At 44.5% G+C, this 15,478-nt stretch carries 17 protein-coding genes and 1 other annotated feature; all 17 genes read left to right on the top strand.

Annotated features, from left to right (window positions below):
- Window positions 1-76 precede the first annotated feature (76 nt).
- On the top strand, window positions 77-991 hold the full coding sequence (locus tag DWX43_RS12045) for a sugar ABC transporter permease (RefSeq protein ID WP_181368788.1): 915 nt from the start codon (window positions 77-79) through the stop codon (window positions 989-991).
- A gap of 20 nt (window positions 992-1,011) precedes the next feature.
- On the top strand, window positions 1,012-1,854 hold the full coding sequence (locus tag DWX43_RS12040) for a carbohydrate ABC transporter permease (RefSeq protein WP_118620427.1): 843 nt from the start codon (window positions 1,012-1,014) through the stop codon (window positions 1,852-1,854).
- 154 nt (window positions 1,855-2,008) lie between these two features.
- The gene (locus DWX43_RS12035; RefSeq protein WP_118620426.1) at window positions 2,009-2,983 is read left to right on the top strand and encodes a Gfo/Idh/MocA family oxidoreductase; all 975 of its coding nucleotides are present in this window, start codon (window positions 2,009-2,011) and stop codon (window positions 2,981-2,983) included.
- A gap of 242 nt (window positions 2,984-3,225) precedes the next feature.
- Entirely contained in the window at window positions 3,226-3,375 is a 150-nt protein-coding gene (gene rpmG, locus DWX43_RS12030) for a 50S ribosomal protein L33 (protein ID WP_109732732.1), read from the top strand.
- A 22-nt stretch (window positions 3,376-3,397) separates the two neighbouring features.
- Entirely contained in the window at window positions 3,398-3,598 is a 201-nt protein-coding gene (secE, locus tag DWX43_RS12025; RefSeq protein ID WP_109732731.1) for a preprotein translocase subunit SecE, read from the top strand.
- A gap of 24 nt (window positions 3,599-3,622) precedes the next feature.
- Entirely contained in the window at window positions 3,623-4,141 is a 519-nt protein-coding gene (nusG, locus tag DWX43_RS12020; protein ID WP_109732730.1) for a transcription termination/antitermination protein NusG, read from the top strand.
- 52 nt (window positions 4,142-4,193) lie between these two features.
- The gene (gene rplK, locus DWX43_RS12015; RefSeq protein WP_109732729.1) at window positions 4,194-4,619 is read left to right on the top strand and encodes a 50S ribosomal protein L11; all 426 of its coding nucleotides are present in this window, start codon (window positions 4,194-4,196) and stop codon (window positions 4,617-4,619) included.
- A gap of 61 nt (window positions 4,620-4,680) precedes the next feature.
- Window positions 4,681-5,373: a 50S ribosomal protein L1 gene (gene rplA / locus DWX43_RS12010; protein WP_109732728.1), complete on the top strand. Its 693-nt coding sequence runs from the start codon at window positions 4,681-4,683 to the stop codon at window positions 5,371-5,373.
- A gap of 242 nt (window positions 5,374-5,615) precedes the next feature.
- Window positions 5,616-7,541 carry an AAA family ATPase gene (locus DWX43_RS12005; RefSeq protein WP_118620425.1) on the top strand — a complete coding sequence of 642 codons (1,926 nt, stop codon included), beginning with the start codon at window positions 5,616-5,618 and terminating at the stop codon, window positions 7,539-7,541.
- Between the two features lie 70 nt (window positions 7,542-7,611).
- Window positions 7,612-7,749: a sequence feature (ribosomal protein L10 leader region), on the top strand.
- 38 nt (window positions 7,750-7,787) lie between these two features.
- On the top strand, window positions 7,788-8,339 hold the full coding sequence (gene rplJ / locus DWX43_RS12000) for a 50S ribosomal protein L10 (RefSeq protein WP_109732719.1): 552 nt from the start codon (window positions 7,788-7,790) through the stop codon (window positions 8,337-8,339).
- A 148-nt stretch (window positions 8,340-8,487) separates the two neighbouring features.
- Window positions 8,488-8,856, top strand: a complete 369-nt coding sequence (gene rplL / locus DWX43_RS11995) for a 50S ribosomal protein L7/L12 (protein ID WP_181368792.1) — start codon at window positions 8,488-8,490, stop codon at window positions 8,854-8,856.
- Window positions 8,857-9,083: 227 nt separating this feature from the next.
- Entirely contained in the window at window positions 9,084-9,566 is a 483-nt protein-coding gene (locus tag DWX43_RS11990; protein ID WP_147356302.1) for a hypothetical protein, read from the top strand.
- Between the two features lie 36 nt (window positions 9,567-9,602).
- Window positions 9,603-10,919, top strand: a complete 1,317-nt coding sequence (locus DWX43_RS11985; protein WP_330405405.1) for a potassium transporter TrkG — start codon at window positions 9,603-9,605, stop codon at window positions 10,917-10,919.
- 12 nt (window positions 10,920-10,931) lie between these two features.
- The gene (locus tag DWX43_RS11980; protein WP_109732715.1) at window positions 10,932-11,603 is read left to right on the top strand and encodes a TrkA family potassium uptake protein; all 672 of its coding nucleotides are present in this window, start codon (window positions 10,932-10,934) and stop codon (window positions 11,601-11,603) included.
- A 27-nt stretch (window positions 11,604-11,630) separates the two neighbouring features.
- Window positions 11,631-13,055, top strand: coding sequence for a pyruvate kinase (gene pyk / locus DWX43_RS11975; RefSeq protein WP_118620423.1), 1,425 nt, complete (start codon window positions 11,631-11,633; stop codon window positions 13,053-13,055).
- 230 nt (window positions 13,056-13,285) lie between these two features.
- A complete protein-coding gene (locus DWX43_RS11970; RefSeq protein ID WP_182440679.1) occupies window positions 13,286-14,050 on the top strand; it encodes an IclR family transcriptional regulator in 765 nt (254 codons plus the stop codon).
- A gap of 24 nt (window positions 14,051-14,074) precedes the next feature.
- Window positions 14,075-15,478: a dihydroorotase family protein gene (locus tag DWX43_RS11965; protein WP_118620421.1), complete on the top strand. Its 1,404-nt coding sequence runs from the start codon at window positions 14,075-14,077 to the stop codon at window positions 15,476-15,478.

Below are 15,478 nucleotides of genomic sequence, written 5' to 3'. Positions count from 1 at the left end.
CGGGGTAACCGCCGGACACGGATTTCCGGAACTTAAATTCCGGATCACCAGGATAAAGATAATGGAGGTGTTTCACTTGACTACTAAAATAAAAGCTCCGAAAACGAAAAGTGAGAGAAAAAATCATACAATGGCGGTTGCGTTTGCTCTGCCGGCAGCAGTCTTTTCTCTTGCGTTGATTATATATCCTTTATTTACAACGATAAAATTAAGTTTTCAAAATGTAAAATTTATCGGAAGCCTGACAGACGATACATCTGGATTTACAGTTCAAAACTATACAAAACTGTTTGCAAATTCTGATTTCTGGAGTGCATTGGGAAGATCCATATTATTCACATTCATTGCATTATCGGTATCTTTTTTGATAGGACTCGGACTTGCACTGCTGCTGAACAAGAAGTTCCATTTTCAAAAGCTCGTACGCACACTGATTCTGCTTGCATGGCCGATTCCCGGTGTAATCGTGGGCCTTCTGTTCACCTGGATGTTTGACGGTAACTATGGGATCATAAATGTAATACTAAAATCCCTACATTTGATTGACCAGAATGTAAAATGGATCTCCACCGGAAACACTGCAATGATCACTGTCATAACGGCAGCCATTTGGAAAAGTTATCCCTTTTTTACACTGACCCTGCTCGCGGGGCTGAAGGGGATTTCAGAAGACTACTATGAGGCGGCAAGCATCGACGGGGCAAATGCATGGCACCGGTTTACAAAAATCACACTGCCTGCGCTTCAGTCCGTGATTGTGACATCCCTTTTGCTGAACGGTCTCTGGATATTCCGCAACTACGACCTGGTCTATACGATTACCGGCGGCGGGCCGAATCAGGCAACAGAGACACTGCCGCTCCTTTTGTATAATCAGGCATTCAAATACTATAACATGGGGTATGCATCTACAATTGGGATGATAAGCCTTCTGGTGTGTTCCGTGTTTGTAGTTCTGGCGATGCCGTCTCTCAAGAAACAATTTTATTAAGGAAGAGGAGGGAAAAAGGTATGAATACATATCATAACCAAAAAGCCAGACGTATGGGAATGTATGCTTTAATCATCCTTGCGGTAGTAGTGCTCGCATTTCCGCTGTACTGGATGGTTGTAACATCATTTACAACAAGGAGTGCACTGCTTGAAAATGTAAGAGTACTGCCCAAATTAGGAAATATGACATGGAGCAATTTCACGAAAATTCTGGATGCCCATCCTATACTGACCTGGTTTGGAAACTCAATTTTTGTCACGGCATTTAGCACGGTTGTAGCAATTATTGTATCTACAATGGCGGCCTACAGCATGTCCAGATATAAGTATAAATCCACGAATTTTCTAGGTTTTTTCCTTTTGGTTGTCAGGATGCTTCCGGAAACACTTCTCGTAGTGCCTTTGTATATGATGTTTACAAACATGAAACTGATTAATAATTACGCCTCACTGATCATCAGCAATATTACATTCATTATCCCATTTTCCACATGGATGATGAAGGGGTACTTTGACAGTATCCCCCATACACTGGAAGAAGCAGCGAGAATAGACGGATGCAGCCGGCTTCAGGCAGTGCGCAGGGTAATCGTACCTCTGGCGGCCCCGGGGATTGCGGCAACGGCCACATATTCCGCGATACTTGGGTGGAGTGAATTTTTATTTGCCCGCACGTTCATTACCCAGCCCGGCAAGTGGACGATCACGGTGGGAATTTCATCCCTTATGGGCGAGTATACGATTATCTGGGGGGAGGTCATGGCAGCAGCGGCAATTTCTATTATACCGATTGCATTAGTATTTATCTTCCTGGAAAAATATATGGTGGCGGGAGTTACAGCAGGAGCCGTTAAGGGGTAGCAGGAGTGGGAGAGCACAAAATCTTCGCAATGGACAATATTTCTGGTTAATTTCTGGCAGGATTGTGGTACAATAATACCATATCGTTATATAGATAAAAGAATTCGGGGAATATTCAGAAATAAAGTAAGACAAATAATGCGGAGGTAGAAGAATGGAAAAAGCATGTGTAAAATGGGGGGTTCTAGGCACTGCGAATATTGCATGGGAGCAGACCCTGCCGGGAATGAAGAAAGCATATAACTGTGAATTATACGCAATTGCAGGAAGAAATCCTGAAAAGGTAAAAAAGTTTCAGGAAGAGTTTGGATTCGAAAAAGCGTACGATTCCTACGAGGAACTTCTTGATGACGATCAAGTGGATGCCGTCTACATACCGCTTCCGAACCAGCTTCACAGGGAATGGGCAGAGAAAGCGGCGAAGAAGAAAAAGCATATTCTTTGTGAAAAACCGCTTGCAGTTACGGCAAAGGACGTAAAAGAACTTGTAAAGGTATGTAAAGAAGAAGGCGTACTCCTGATGGAGGCATTTGCTTATCTGCACAGTGATGTGACGCGGGAAATTATACAGAAGGTGCATGACAAAGTGATCGGGGAGCCGAGGTTTATGGAGTCCTGCTTCTTTACAACAGACTATACAGATGATAACATACGCATGAGAAAAGAAACGTATGGGGGCGGAACCTATGATCTGGGCTGTTACAATATCAGCCTGATTCTGAAAGTGTTTGGGGAAATGCCCAGCCAGGTTAAGGCATTGGGCAGTTTTATGGGAACAGGAGTGGACGATTTTTCTGCCGCATATTTCACATTCCCATCCGGGGCAAAGGCAAGCGCTCTTCAGGGAATGTGCTCCCCGCAGCGTGCAGACCGCTATTTCATATATGGAACGGAAGGAACCATCGAAGCACCTGTAAGGTATAATCAGGAAGGCGATGTTACATATTATATCCATAAAGATGGCATGACCGAGACATGCCACGTATCAGTCAAAAGCAATTACCAGCTGGAGACAGAACAGTTCGGCCGATGTATTCTGGACGGAGAGGCTCCTCTTGTATCAAATGAATTTTCCGTTGAGACAGCGGAAGTCATAGATCAGGTTCTAACAGAGATTGGATATATGTAGACGGGAGAAGCACATAACAGAGAAAAAAAGTCGTTTTGGTACACCACTAAAGTCAATTGGGGACGTAGTATAATTGCAAAAGTCTACGTCCCCAATTAAAGAAAAAGGCTTGACTTCTATATGTTCTCTATGGTACAATGCTCTAGCGAATGGAAGTAGGTCTTTTTTTTATGCCTAAAATTAGATGGCTTCGCAACCATCATGTAACACGTAGTGAATAAGAAAAAAGCGAGGTGGAAGTTGTGCGCACAAGAATCACATTGGAATGTACAGAATGCAAACATCGTAACTACAACATGACCAAGGATAAGAAAACACATCCGGAGCGCATGGAGACTAAGAAGTACTGCAAGTTCTGTAAATCACACACACTGCACAAAGAGACGAAATAGTCGTTGGAAGGAAGTGGATGTCATGGGTGAAAAAACAGCCAAAACTCAGAAGAAGAGCTGGTTCAAAGGGCTTCAGGCAGAGTTTAAGAAAGTCATTTGGCCAGACAAGAAAACACTTGCAAAACAGACCACGGCAGTCGTTTCAGTTTCTTTACTGTTAGGTGCATTGATTACGATAATCGATACAATCCTAAAGTATGGAATTGATTTACTGGTTAAATAACAGCCGTAGCAGAAAGGTGATTTTATGTCAGAGGCAAAATGGTATGTAGTTCATACCTATTCCGGGTATGAAAACAAAGTGAAAGCTAATATTGATAAGGCAATTGAGAATCGTCATCTGGAAGATCAGATTCTGGAGGTTCGGGTTCCCATGCAGGAAGTTATTGAGCTGAAGAATGGTGTCCAGAAAGCAAGCCAGAAAAAGATGTTCCCGGGATATGTTATGATTCATATGTTTATGAATGATGACACTTGGTATGTAGTTCGTAATACCAGAGGCGTGACAGGATTTGTCGGTCCTGGATCCAAGCCGGTGCCGCTTGAGGAAGAGGAGATGAACAGACTTGGAATCAGGCAGGAGAACGTCATAGTAGGCTTTGAGGTTGGCGACACCGTGACCGTGTTAAGCGGAGCATGGGAAGGAACTGTCGGAGTCATTCAGTCACTGAATGAGCAGAAGCAGAGCCTGTCTATCAATGTAGAGCTGTTCGGTCGTGAGACGCCCGTAGAGCTAGGTTTCGCAGAAGTAAGAAAAATGGATTAAAAACCGTGGGAGGGATACATGTCCCGCCAATACCACAAGGAGGTAATTAAAAATGGCAAAAAAAGTACAAGGTTATATTAAATTACAGATTCCAGCTGGTAAAGCTACACCAGCACCACCGGTAGGTCCTGCACTTGGACAGCACGGTGTTAACATCGTTGAATTTACAAAGCAGTTCAACGCAAGAACAGCAGACCAGGGCGACCTGATCATCCCTGTTGTTATCACAGTATACAGTGACAGAAGCTTCAGCTTCGTGACAAAGACACCACCGGCAGCAGTTCTGATCAAGAAGGCCTGCAACATCAAATCAGGTTCAGGCGTTCCGAACAAGAACAAAGTTGCTAAGATTACAAAGGCTCAGTTAGAAGAGATCGCAAAGACTAAGATGCCTGACTTAAACGCTGCAACAGTAGAGGCAGCTATGAGCATGGTAGCTGGAACCTGCCGTTCTATGGGCGTTGTTGTTGAAGACTAAACGAAGTTGAAATAAGTGGGAGGGGCAAGATCCCGCCAATACCACAAGGAGGTTATTTGAAATGAAACGAGGAAAAAAATATATCGAAGCTGCGAAACTGATCGAGAGAGGAAATCTTTACGAGAAGGCAGAAGCAGTATCATTAGTAAAAAAAGCAGCAGTAGCTAAATTTGACGAAACAATCGAAGCTCATATCAGAACAGGTTGTGACGGACGTCATGCAGACCAGCAGATCCGTGGTGCAGTTGTACTGCCGCACGGAACAGGTAAGAAGGTTCGTATCCTTGTATTTGCTAAGGATGCTAAAGCTGAAGAAGCAAAGGCAGCAGGAGCAGATTACGTAGGTGGAGATGAACTGATTCCGAAGATCCAGAACGAAGGATGGTTCGAATTCGACGTTGTTGTTGCTACACCTGACATGATGGGCGTTGTTGGACGTCTCGGACGTGTACTCGGACCAAAAGGTCTGATGCCAAACCCGAAGGCAGGAACAGTTACAATGGATGTAACAAAAGCCATCAACGACATCAAAGCTGGTAAGATTGAGTACAGATTGGACAAAACAAACATTATCCATGTGCCGATCGGTAAAGCATCATTTACCGAAGAACAGTTAGCGGACAACTTCCAGACGCTTATCGATGCAATCATCAAAGCAAAACCGGCAGCTGTAAAAGGTCAGTACCTGAAGAGTGTTACACTGACATCAACGATGGGACCTGGTGTGAAAATCAACCCAATGAAGCTTGCTTAATTTGTATATAGATTTGATGAAATAGTAAAATAAATGAAACATCCCGGTGTACGCCTTAAAAAGACGGCATTGGGGTGTTTTTTGTTTCTGTGACATACCTTGATTTTCTGATATATCATTGTAGGGCGGTAAAACCATGATTTGGCAATAGCAAAATGTTTCAAAACGTAAACACAGAGTGTTTGCAATTTGAAACATGACATGTTATAATTAAAACATCAAGATAAGGGAAGTGATTTTGCATGAATACAAAATTTAGCCACTGCCTTATGGCGCTTCGGAGAGGAAAAGGATACACACAGACATGGATGGCGGCACAGTTGGGTATCTCCAGATCTACTTATTCTAATTATGAGGCTGGAAAGCGGGCTCCGGATTTTGAGACATTGGAGAGAATTGCAGATGTTCTGGCGTGTTCAGTGGACGAACTGTTTGGAAGGAACAACAGTATAGCAATTATCAGAGAAGAGAAAGCACCTTATTGTATAACTTCCGGCCTGCCGGGAAAGAAAAAGGCACAGAAGCTCGGGATTGGGGTTCAGGATTTCCGTAAGCTTCGGGAATGGAATAGTTATTATGTGGACAAGACCAGGATGATCGAAGAATTTCTGGAATCCAACATGGAAGTGACTCTGATTACAAGGCCGCGAAGATTTGGGAAGACGCTCAATATGTCCATGCTTGCCGAGTTTTTTGACTGTACTAAGGAATCGAGGGAGCTTTTCGATGGAACCTATATCGGCCAGTCAGAGACAATGCAGCAATGTAACCAGCACCCGGTGGTGTTTTTGTCTTTTTTGAATGCGAAAGGGGAGAACGAAAAAGAACTGCTTGGAAGAGTTTGTGATGTGATTTCACTCGAATATGAGCGATATTGGGCAATTCTCCATGACAGCAGGATAGAACCTTTAAGGAAGGAAAAGATTGACAAAATATACGCGGCTTTGACGAATCACGCAGTAAATGGAATTGAAAAAAATATGGAAAGCACTGCAATTGTAGAACTATGCCGGGCATTACAGGAATATTACAAGGACAAAGTATTTCTGATTATTGACGAATATGATACTCCCTTTATTTCTGCCAGTGTGAACGGATACTATAAGGAGGTGCGTGGATTTCTGTCTGTTTTACTTAGTTCGGCACTGAAAGGAAACACTGCGTTGGACAAGGCTGTGCTGACAGGGATTCAGAGAATCGCAAAAGAAAATATTTTTTCTGGTTTGAATAATATTTCGGTTTGTACAGTGAACGATCCTGAGTATGCACAATATTTCGGATTCACTGAGGATGAGACGGAGGAACTGCTGTCATATTACGGAATAGAACTGACGGAAGAAGTAAGGCGAATGTATGACGGTTATGCGTTTGGGGGGATCCACATGTATAACCCCTGGTCTGTCATATTTTATGCTTCCAGGAAAAAACTTCATTCTTATTGGGTGAATACAGGTGAGAACAGTATCATTGAACATGCTATGGATCTATGCGGAGGGGATTTTCACAGAGAATATAAAAAGCTGTTGGAGCAGGGAAAAGTGGCTGTCATGGTGGAATTGGACACATCCTTTTTTGAGAAGCCGGGTAAGGCTGCATTATGGGGGATGTTGATCAATGCCGGAATGGTTACGGTTATGGAGGAAATCAGGAAAAATTATTGCATGGTCCGGATTCCGAATGAAGAGGTCAGTGAGGCGTTTCAGCGGTTGACAGCACATTGTCTCAGGGTGAAGTATGACGATATGGCAGATCTGATCAGCTATCTGAGGACCGGGGATATGGAGGAGTTTGCATACCGTTATCAAAAGGTGATTCTTACACTTCCCTCCTATCATGATTTGAAAGATGAGAACAGCTACCATATGATGATGCTGGGAATGTGCTCCTGTCTGTACGGAGAATACGAGATAAAGAGCAACCGCGAGAGCGGAGAAGGCAGGAGTGATATTATACTGCGAGCGCTCAGGGACGAGGATCCCAATATCATTCTGGAATTTAAATATACAAAAGATGGTAATCAGGACTTGATAAAACTGGCACAAGATGGACTGAAACAGATTCGGGCAAAGAAGTATGATGTCGAGATGAAAGGGCGGGTCTGCTATATTGGACTGGCACACTGTGGAAAAAAGACGGAGGTAGTGTGGGAGGATTCCGGGCAGTTATAGAAAAAAGTTATTGTAAAAGATTGTAAAAGATATATTTATCTATTGACATGGGAATCGGAAGATGCTATTATATTAAAGCAATTGACTGCCGAAGACAGCAGGTGCCGTAAGGCATAAGTTATGAACGCCTGCCGAGGAAGATCAGAATTCTTAATATGAATTTGTGAGCTTTCGTGTTTTCGGGCATGGAAGCTTTTTTATTTTTGGCAGTACACGCACAAATAAAATAAGGAGGTGTACCAGAACGTGGCAAAAGTTGAATTAAAACAACCAATCGTTGAGGCAATTTCAGAAGAGATCAAAGACGCTCAGTCAGTTGTTCTTGTTGACTACCGTGGATTAACAGTAGCTCAGGACACAGAACTTCGTAAACAACTTAGAGAAGCAGGTGTCGTTTACAAAGTTTACAAGAACACCATGATGAAGAGAGCTTTTGAAGGAACTGAATTCGAAGGACTTACTGATTGTCTTGAAGGACCAAGCGCAATCGCTATTTCCAAAGATGACGCAACAGCACCGGCAAGAATTATCTGCAAGTTTGCTAAGACAGCAGACAAGCTTGAATTAAAGGGCGGTGTCGTTGAAGGAACAGTCTATGATGTTGCTGGATTAACAGAAGTGTCAAAGATCCCTTCAAGAGAAGAATTACTTTCCAGATTACTTGGAAGTATGCAGTCACCTATCACCAATTTTGCTCGTGTTATTAAGCAGATTGCAGAGCAGGGCGGTGAAGCAGCTCCTGCAGAAGCAGCAGAGGAAGCTCCGGCTGTAGAAGCAGCAGAGACACCGGCTGAGTAAGCCGGGACAGAATTCCAGAGGCATAAGCCTGAGGGATTAAGGTTTACCTCATTGAACCGTCAAGGTTCAATAAGTAATAAGAAACTAAAATAAGAGGATGAGAATAATCCTGAAATAATCTAAAATGGAGGATATAAAAATGGCTAAATTGACAACAGCTGAAATGATCGAAGCGATCAAAGAGTTATCAGTATTAGAATTAAATGAATTAGTAAAAGCTTGTGAAGAAGAATTTGGTGTATCTGCAGCAGCAGGTGTTGTAGTTGCAGCAGCAGCTGGAGACGGAGCAGGCGCAGCAGAAGAGAAAGATGAGTTTGACGTAGAGTTAGTATCAGCAGGTGCTTCTAAGGTTAAAGTTATCAAAGTTGTTCGTGAAGTAACAGGACTTGGATTAAAAGAAGCTAAAGACTTAGTAGACGGAGCTCCTAAGGTAATTAAGGAAGGCGTTTCTAAGGCAGAAGCTGAAGAACTGAAAGCTAAACTTGTAGAGCAGGGAGCAGAAGTTAACCTGAAATAATTCAGGCACTTTTGTATAAAGCGCAAAAACATAGTACTGCAGAGGGATGAACCTTCTGTGGTACTTTTTTTATACAGGAAATTCCTATCTAAAAAGCCGTGTTAAGGTTTCGCTCAGATTTTGGATATAAAATTGACGCCTGTCACCTTCCGCCCTATAATGCATATAACTATTAAGAGCGAGAGGTATGGACCTGAAGTATGTGTATCCGGGCAGAGGTGAATCAAATGAAGAATAAGGCAGAAAACAGGACGGCTTATAGCGTGGGCCGGTTGGTTTTAGTTTTATTTTTCACAGTTTTTATTATGAATGGTTTATATCATTCGGTTACGCTGATCGAGGCTGGAATCAGCATGCGACAGGGTGGTTGTTCCGAAGCTGGTGTGCATGCCGGAGTCAGTGCGGATGCAATACAGGAAGCGGGGGCACAGGTACTGTGTGCTGCGGGCCATTCTTCAGATAATTTCATTTCAGAGCAGAGATCAGGGATCTCTGTTTTTTCAGCGCTCCGTAAACAAGATTCTGCGTTTTGGGACGCAAGACTCTACATTGACTCTTTTTTGGCTGTTTTATTCAAAATAGCTGTTATCCCATGCGTAATTTTTCTTTTATGCCATTTTGCGAAAAACGTGTATATGTTCCTGTGTCGGATTAACTGCGGATTTATCCACCGGCAGGATGGAAAGAAAAGGATGGCGCTTTCCATTTGATTTTATAATATAGATATGAAAGGGAGCGTTATTATTTTGAATGTAATATTGCAGGGTGGGAAAAACTTTTTTAAAAATCAGTCACCGGCCAGACTCATTACGCTTGGGTTTGCATTTGTTATCCTTGCGGGAACAATTCTTTTGAAACTGCCAGTGTCTGTCAGGGACGGGGCCGGGGTGAGCTGGATTGATGCGCTGTTTACATCAACAAGTGCTGTTTGCGTAACTGGCCTGATTGCCATAGACACGGCAGAGCATTTTACGGTGTTCGGGCGTACGGTTGTTGCCGTGCTGATACAGATAGGCGGACTGGGTGTGACATCTGTGGGTGTCGGCATTATTCTTGCGGCAGGGAAACGGATTGGTTTCAAAGAACGGCTTCTGGTAAAAGAGGCCCTGAATGTGAACGGGTTTAAAGGGATGGTAGTCCTTGTAAAGTATGTTCTCATCATGACATTGTGTTTTGAAACGGCAGGGACTATTCTGAGCTATCTTGTGTTCGTGCAGAAGTATTCGCCGTTGGATGCGCTGGGGATCAGCATGTTTCATTCTGTAGCGGCGTTTAATAATTCCGGGTTTGATATTCTGGGCGGTCTTAAGAACCTGATTCCGTATCAGGATAATGTACTTTTGAATCTGACAACATGCGGCCTGATTATATTTGGAGGCCTTGGGTTCCTGGTTATTCTGGACATTATCCGGAACCGGTGTTTTAAGAAACTGTGCCTCCATTCGAAAGCCGTAATCGTGACAAGCATTGCCCTGATTGTAACCGGTACGGTACTTCTGAAATGTACGGAAAATATAACATGGCTGGGTGCCTTTTTCCAGAGTGTTTCGGCCAGAACAGCCGGGTTTTCCACATATCCAATCGGAAATTTTACTTCGGCCGGGCTTTTTATCCTGACGATCCTGATGTTTATCGGCGCTTCGCCCGGGTCTACAGGAGGAGGTATCAAAACGAGTACACTGTTTGTGCTGCTCAATAGTGTGAAAAGTACAGCAACGAACCAGCACTGTACTGCATTCAGGAGGAAGATTCCTGATAAAGTGGTATTTAAAGCATTTATGATTACTTTTTTATCACTCATGGTTGTCAGTATTTCCACACTCGTGATGTGTGTGCTGGAGCCGGAATATTCATTCCTGCAGCTTCTTTTTGAATGCACATCTGCATTTGGAACTGTAGGGCTTTCGACGGGGATTACACCGGATTTAGGCACCGCCGGGAAACTGGTCATAATTCTGACAATGTTCATCGGGCGGCTCGGGACTCTCACGATTATTACGATGTGGAGCTTTAAGCAGCCGGCTAATGCGGTGTATACGGAGGAAAATATAACAATTGGTTAGGAGATGGAGATCATGTTGAAAGAGGAATTATCAGAAAGTTATGGTATTATAGGTTTAGGAAGGTTTGGCACAGCACTTGCAGAAAAACTGGCGGAGGCGGGCCGTGAGGTGATTGTAGTAGACCGCAATGAGAATAAAGTAAAGGAACTTCGTAACTATACGGATTTTGCTTATGTCGCGGATGAATTGACGAAAGAAGTTCTGGAGGAAATCGGGATCCAGAATTGTGATACGGTGATTGTCTGTATCGGAGAGAAGATCGACACAAGCATTCTTGTAACGCTGAACGTGGTGAATCTGGGTGTAAAGAGGGTGATTGCCAAGGCAATCAGCAAGGACCAGGGGGAGGTGTTGGAGAAGATCGGGGCAGAAGTTGTTTATCCGGAAAAAGATATGGCGTTAAGGCTTGCGAAGAAAATGCTCGTCAGCAGTGTGATGGACTCCATTTCCCTGAATAATAATGTAGAGATTTCGGAAGTGATGGTACCAGTCAGGATGATCGGGAAAAGCCTGCAGGAGCTTCGTTTCCGCCAGAGATATGGATTGAATATCATAGCGGTTGAGCATGCGGGGAAAACGGAAACAGAGGTTGAGCCGGAGTACGTTTTTAATAAGGGTGATGTACTCGTAGTCATAGGAAAGTCAGAAAACGTAAGTAAGTTTGAGGGAATCCTCCTCGCATAAGGCGAGAAGGCGAAAGGAGGAATTGTGATGCGCAGAACAAAAATTATTTGTACACTGGGACCAGCGACAGATGGTGAGGGTGTGCTGGAACAGCTGGCGGAAGGCGGTATGGATGTAGCCAGATTCAACTTCTCACACGGAACACATCAGGAACAGAAGGTGCGCCTTGACAAGCTCAAGGAAATCAGGGAACGCCTAGACAGGCCGATTGCCGCGCTTTTGGACACTAAGGGGCCGGAAATACGTCTGTGTACGTTTCGGAATGGGAAGGAAGAACTGACCGAGGGGCAGGAGTTCATTTTAACATCAAAAGAAACAGAAGGGACGGACCATATTGTTTCCGTCACTTATTCCGGACTGTACCGGGATGTGAAACCCGGCGACAGTATTTTGATTGATGACGGCCTGGTAGGCCTTTGTGTAGAAAAAATAGAAGGAGAAGCGGTGCACTGCCGGGTAATCAACGGGGGAATGGTGTCTGACCATAAAGGGGTGAATCTCCCGGGGGTGGAGGTGAATATGCCGTTTATCAGCCAGAAGGACAGGGAAGATATCTTGTTTGGCATTCAGGAGGGGTTTGATTTTATCGCTGCATCCTTTACCCGCAGTGCAGAGGATATACGGCAGATACGGAAGATTCTTAAAGAGAATGGCGGGGATTCCATTAATATTATTGCAAAAATAGAGAACCAGCAGGGCGTTGACAACATAGAAAGCATCATCGGGGCGGCTGACGGAATCATGATTGCCAGAGGGGATATGGGTGTGGAGGTCCCGCTGGAGGATGTACCGGTCATTCAGAAATCCATCATAGGAAAGGTCTACAATTCCGGGAAACAGGTGATAACAGCGACGCAGATGCTGGATTCCATGATGAAGAATCCCCGGCCAACAAGGGCAGAGACGACGGACGTGGCGAATGCCATTTATCAGGGTACAAGTGCCATCATGCTTTCCGGAGAAACGGCAGCGGGGAAATATCCAGTGGAGGCGCTGCGCACGATGGTGAAGATAGCGGTCCGCACCGAAAGCGATATTGATTACAACCAGTTGTTCAGCATCCGCAGCAAGGAGAGCAGGTCTGATATGACGACTGCAATATCCCATGCCACGTGCATGACTGCGATTGACCTGAAAGCAAAGGCAATCATCACAGTGAGCAAATCAGGACATACCGCGCGCATGATTTCAAAATACCGTCCGGGCTGTATGATCGTGGGCTGTACACCGGATGAACATACTTACAGGCAGCTGAATCTGTCATGGGGGGTCCTGCCGGTCAGGATCCGGGAAGAATATAGTATGGAGATTTTGTTTTTGCATGCCACGGAGGCGGCGGAGAAGAAAGGTTATGTAGAAAACGGCGAAGTTGTTGTGCTGACTGCCGGGGTACCGCTTGGAAAGTCCGGGAATACAAATCTGCTGAAGACGACGCTGGTCGGAGAGTATTAAGAGGCGTTTCACTGAAAAAACCAAAATGGCGGATCATCTTTTTGAGGGATGATCTGTCATTTTTTTGCATCTAAACGAAAATGCAGGTAAGACAAAAGGGGTGAAAAGAAAACTGATATGTAATAAAAACGAAGTAAATTATTGCACATTTAAACAATATCTGCTATAATTATACAAAAGTTCAAAATATAAAATATAGGTTTTATAATATACAACCAATGGAGGGCAATATGAAAAATGAAGGTGCATCAAAATACACAATTAAATCATTACAGAAAGCTTTGGATATTTTAGAGTGTTTTACGCTGGAAAGGCCCGAACTGACGTTGACGGAGCTCCAGCACTTATTGAATCTGGACAAGACGAATATTTACCGGATTATTGTAAATCTGGAGGAGCGCGGAATCCTGCAGCGTAGTCCGGTCAGTGGGAAGCTTCGTCTGGGAAATGTAATGCTTCATTATGCGCAGGTGTGTATGGCAGGGGTGGATATACATGCGGTGAGCCAGCCTTATATGCAGAAACTGGCCGATATTACCGGGGAGACTGTGATTATAAATACAATTCAGGGAAATTCCGGTATCTGCATCGCAAGAATAAATAGTAAGAATCCGGTAAAAATTACGGCGGATATAGGAAACCGTGTGCCGCTGCTGAGAGGATCCAGTACAAAGATCCTTGCGGCATATCTCACGGAAGAAAGGCTGTCTGAAGTTTACAAGGCAGAAGAAAAAGATCTGCAGGTTTCTTTCGAAGAGATGAAGGAGCAGATGAAAGAGATCAGGAAAAAAGGATATGCGGTCAGCCTCGAAGAACTCGACCCGCAGACAGCCGGTGTATCCTGCCCTATATTTAGTATTGGAGGAAAGGTGGCGGGGGGCGTATCAACAATAGGGCCTCTGTATCGTTTTACGGAGGAGAATATGGAACAGTTTATACAGGCGACCCGTTCTTGTGCTATGGAAATATCCCGGGCTCTGGGGTATGGAAAATAGAAAAATAAAAAAGGAGGAAGCAGCATGGAGAACGAGATTCAAAAGTTTGATTTGTATCTGAAAAATGCGGAGGTCGTAACACCGCATGAACGATACAGAGGGAATGTGGGGGTGAGAGACGGAAAAATTGCGGCAATACTGCCCGGTGATGCCGATATGGCGGCGGACAGGACACTGGATTTAACGGGGAAAACACTTCTTCCCGGTATATGGCACACGCACTGCCATTTCAGGGACCCCGGGCAGACCCATAAGGAAGATTTTGAGACGGGCAGCAGGGCGGCTGCCGCAGGCGGGATTACGATGGCGATCGATATGACTAACAATACCCCTGCCCCGGCCACCGCGGAATTGTTTAAGGAAAAGCAGGCAAATGCAGAGGCGAAAAGTTACATTGATTTCGGCCTGTACGGGGCCGGCCTGTATCCTGACCAGGTACAGAATCTGGCAGAACTGGGCGCGATCGGGATCAAGGTGTTTAACACCCGTCATCCGATGGATGCATACCCTTACATTCCAACGCTGGCGGTGACGGACCACGGTATTTTATATGAAATTTATGAGGAGGTGGCAAAAACGGGGCTTGTGTGTGCAGTGCACCATGATGACTCTGACTGGACAAGAACTCTGGTGCAGAGGGACTACATCCAGAAAGGCAGGGTTTCGGCAGAGGACTATATCGAGGCATATGACAGAGGGTATATGTATGGGCACGGAATGGTATCGGGACTGGCAAGTTCGTTATATCTGGCGAAGGTTGCAGGCGTAAGGCTGTATGTACTCCATGTAGGTGTCATGCCTGAGATGGCATATGATTATATCCAGTTTGCAAAAAGTAAGGGGCAGACGGTATATTCAGAGCTGGAAGCATGTTCATTTTTGATTGACAGGGATATGGTGGAGAAGATAAAAACCCGTACATATTTGTTTGCACACAATGTGGACTGTGCATATGATTATCTGAACAAAGATGCAGATACGCTTGTACTCGAACATGCCCCCCATACACTGAAAGAGATTACGGACGGGCTGACGAATAACTTCAATGCCCCGCTTGGCGTGATCGGGGTGCAGGAATTCCTTCCGCTGATGTTAAACGAGGTGAATAAGGGAAATCTTACATTAGAGAGACTGGTATATCTGACGACGGAAAGCCCGGCAAGGATTTTCGGGCAGTATCCGAAGAAGGGAGCTATCGCAATAGGAAGTGACGCAGACTTCACAGTGGTAGACATGTTCAGGGAAAAGGTCCTGACAGATAAGGAGGAATTATCAAAATCAGGATGGACGGCATTTGACGGCGTCCGTGTAAAAGGTGTGCCGACGCATACGATCGTGCGCGGTAAAGTAGTGTTTGAGGAAGGAGAAGTAACTGGAAGACCGGGATATGGCTGTATGGTAAAAGGAACAGCTTACAAATCTCAGTAG

The sequence above is a fragment of the Clostridium sp. AF19-22AC genome (genome assembly GCF_003479085.1).
In the GTDB taxonomy this organism is placed as follows: Bacteria; Bacillota; Clostridia; order Lachnospirales; family Lachnospiraceae; genus Faecalicatena_A; species Faecalicatena_A orotica.
The sequence above is the reverse complement of the archived record's forward strand: the minus strand, read 5'-3'. Positions and strand labels throughout refer to the sequence as shown.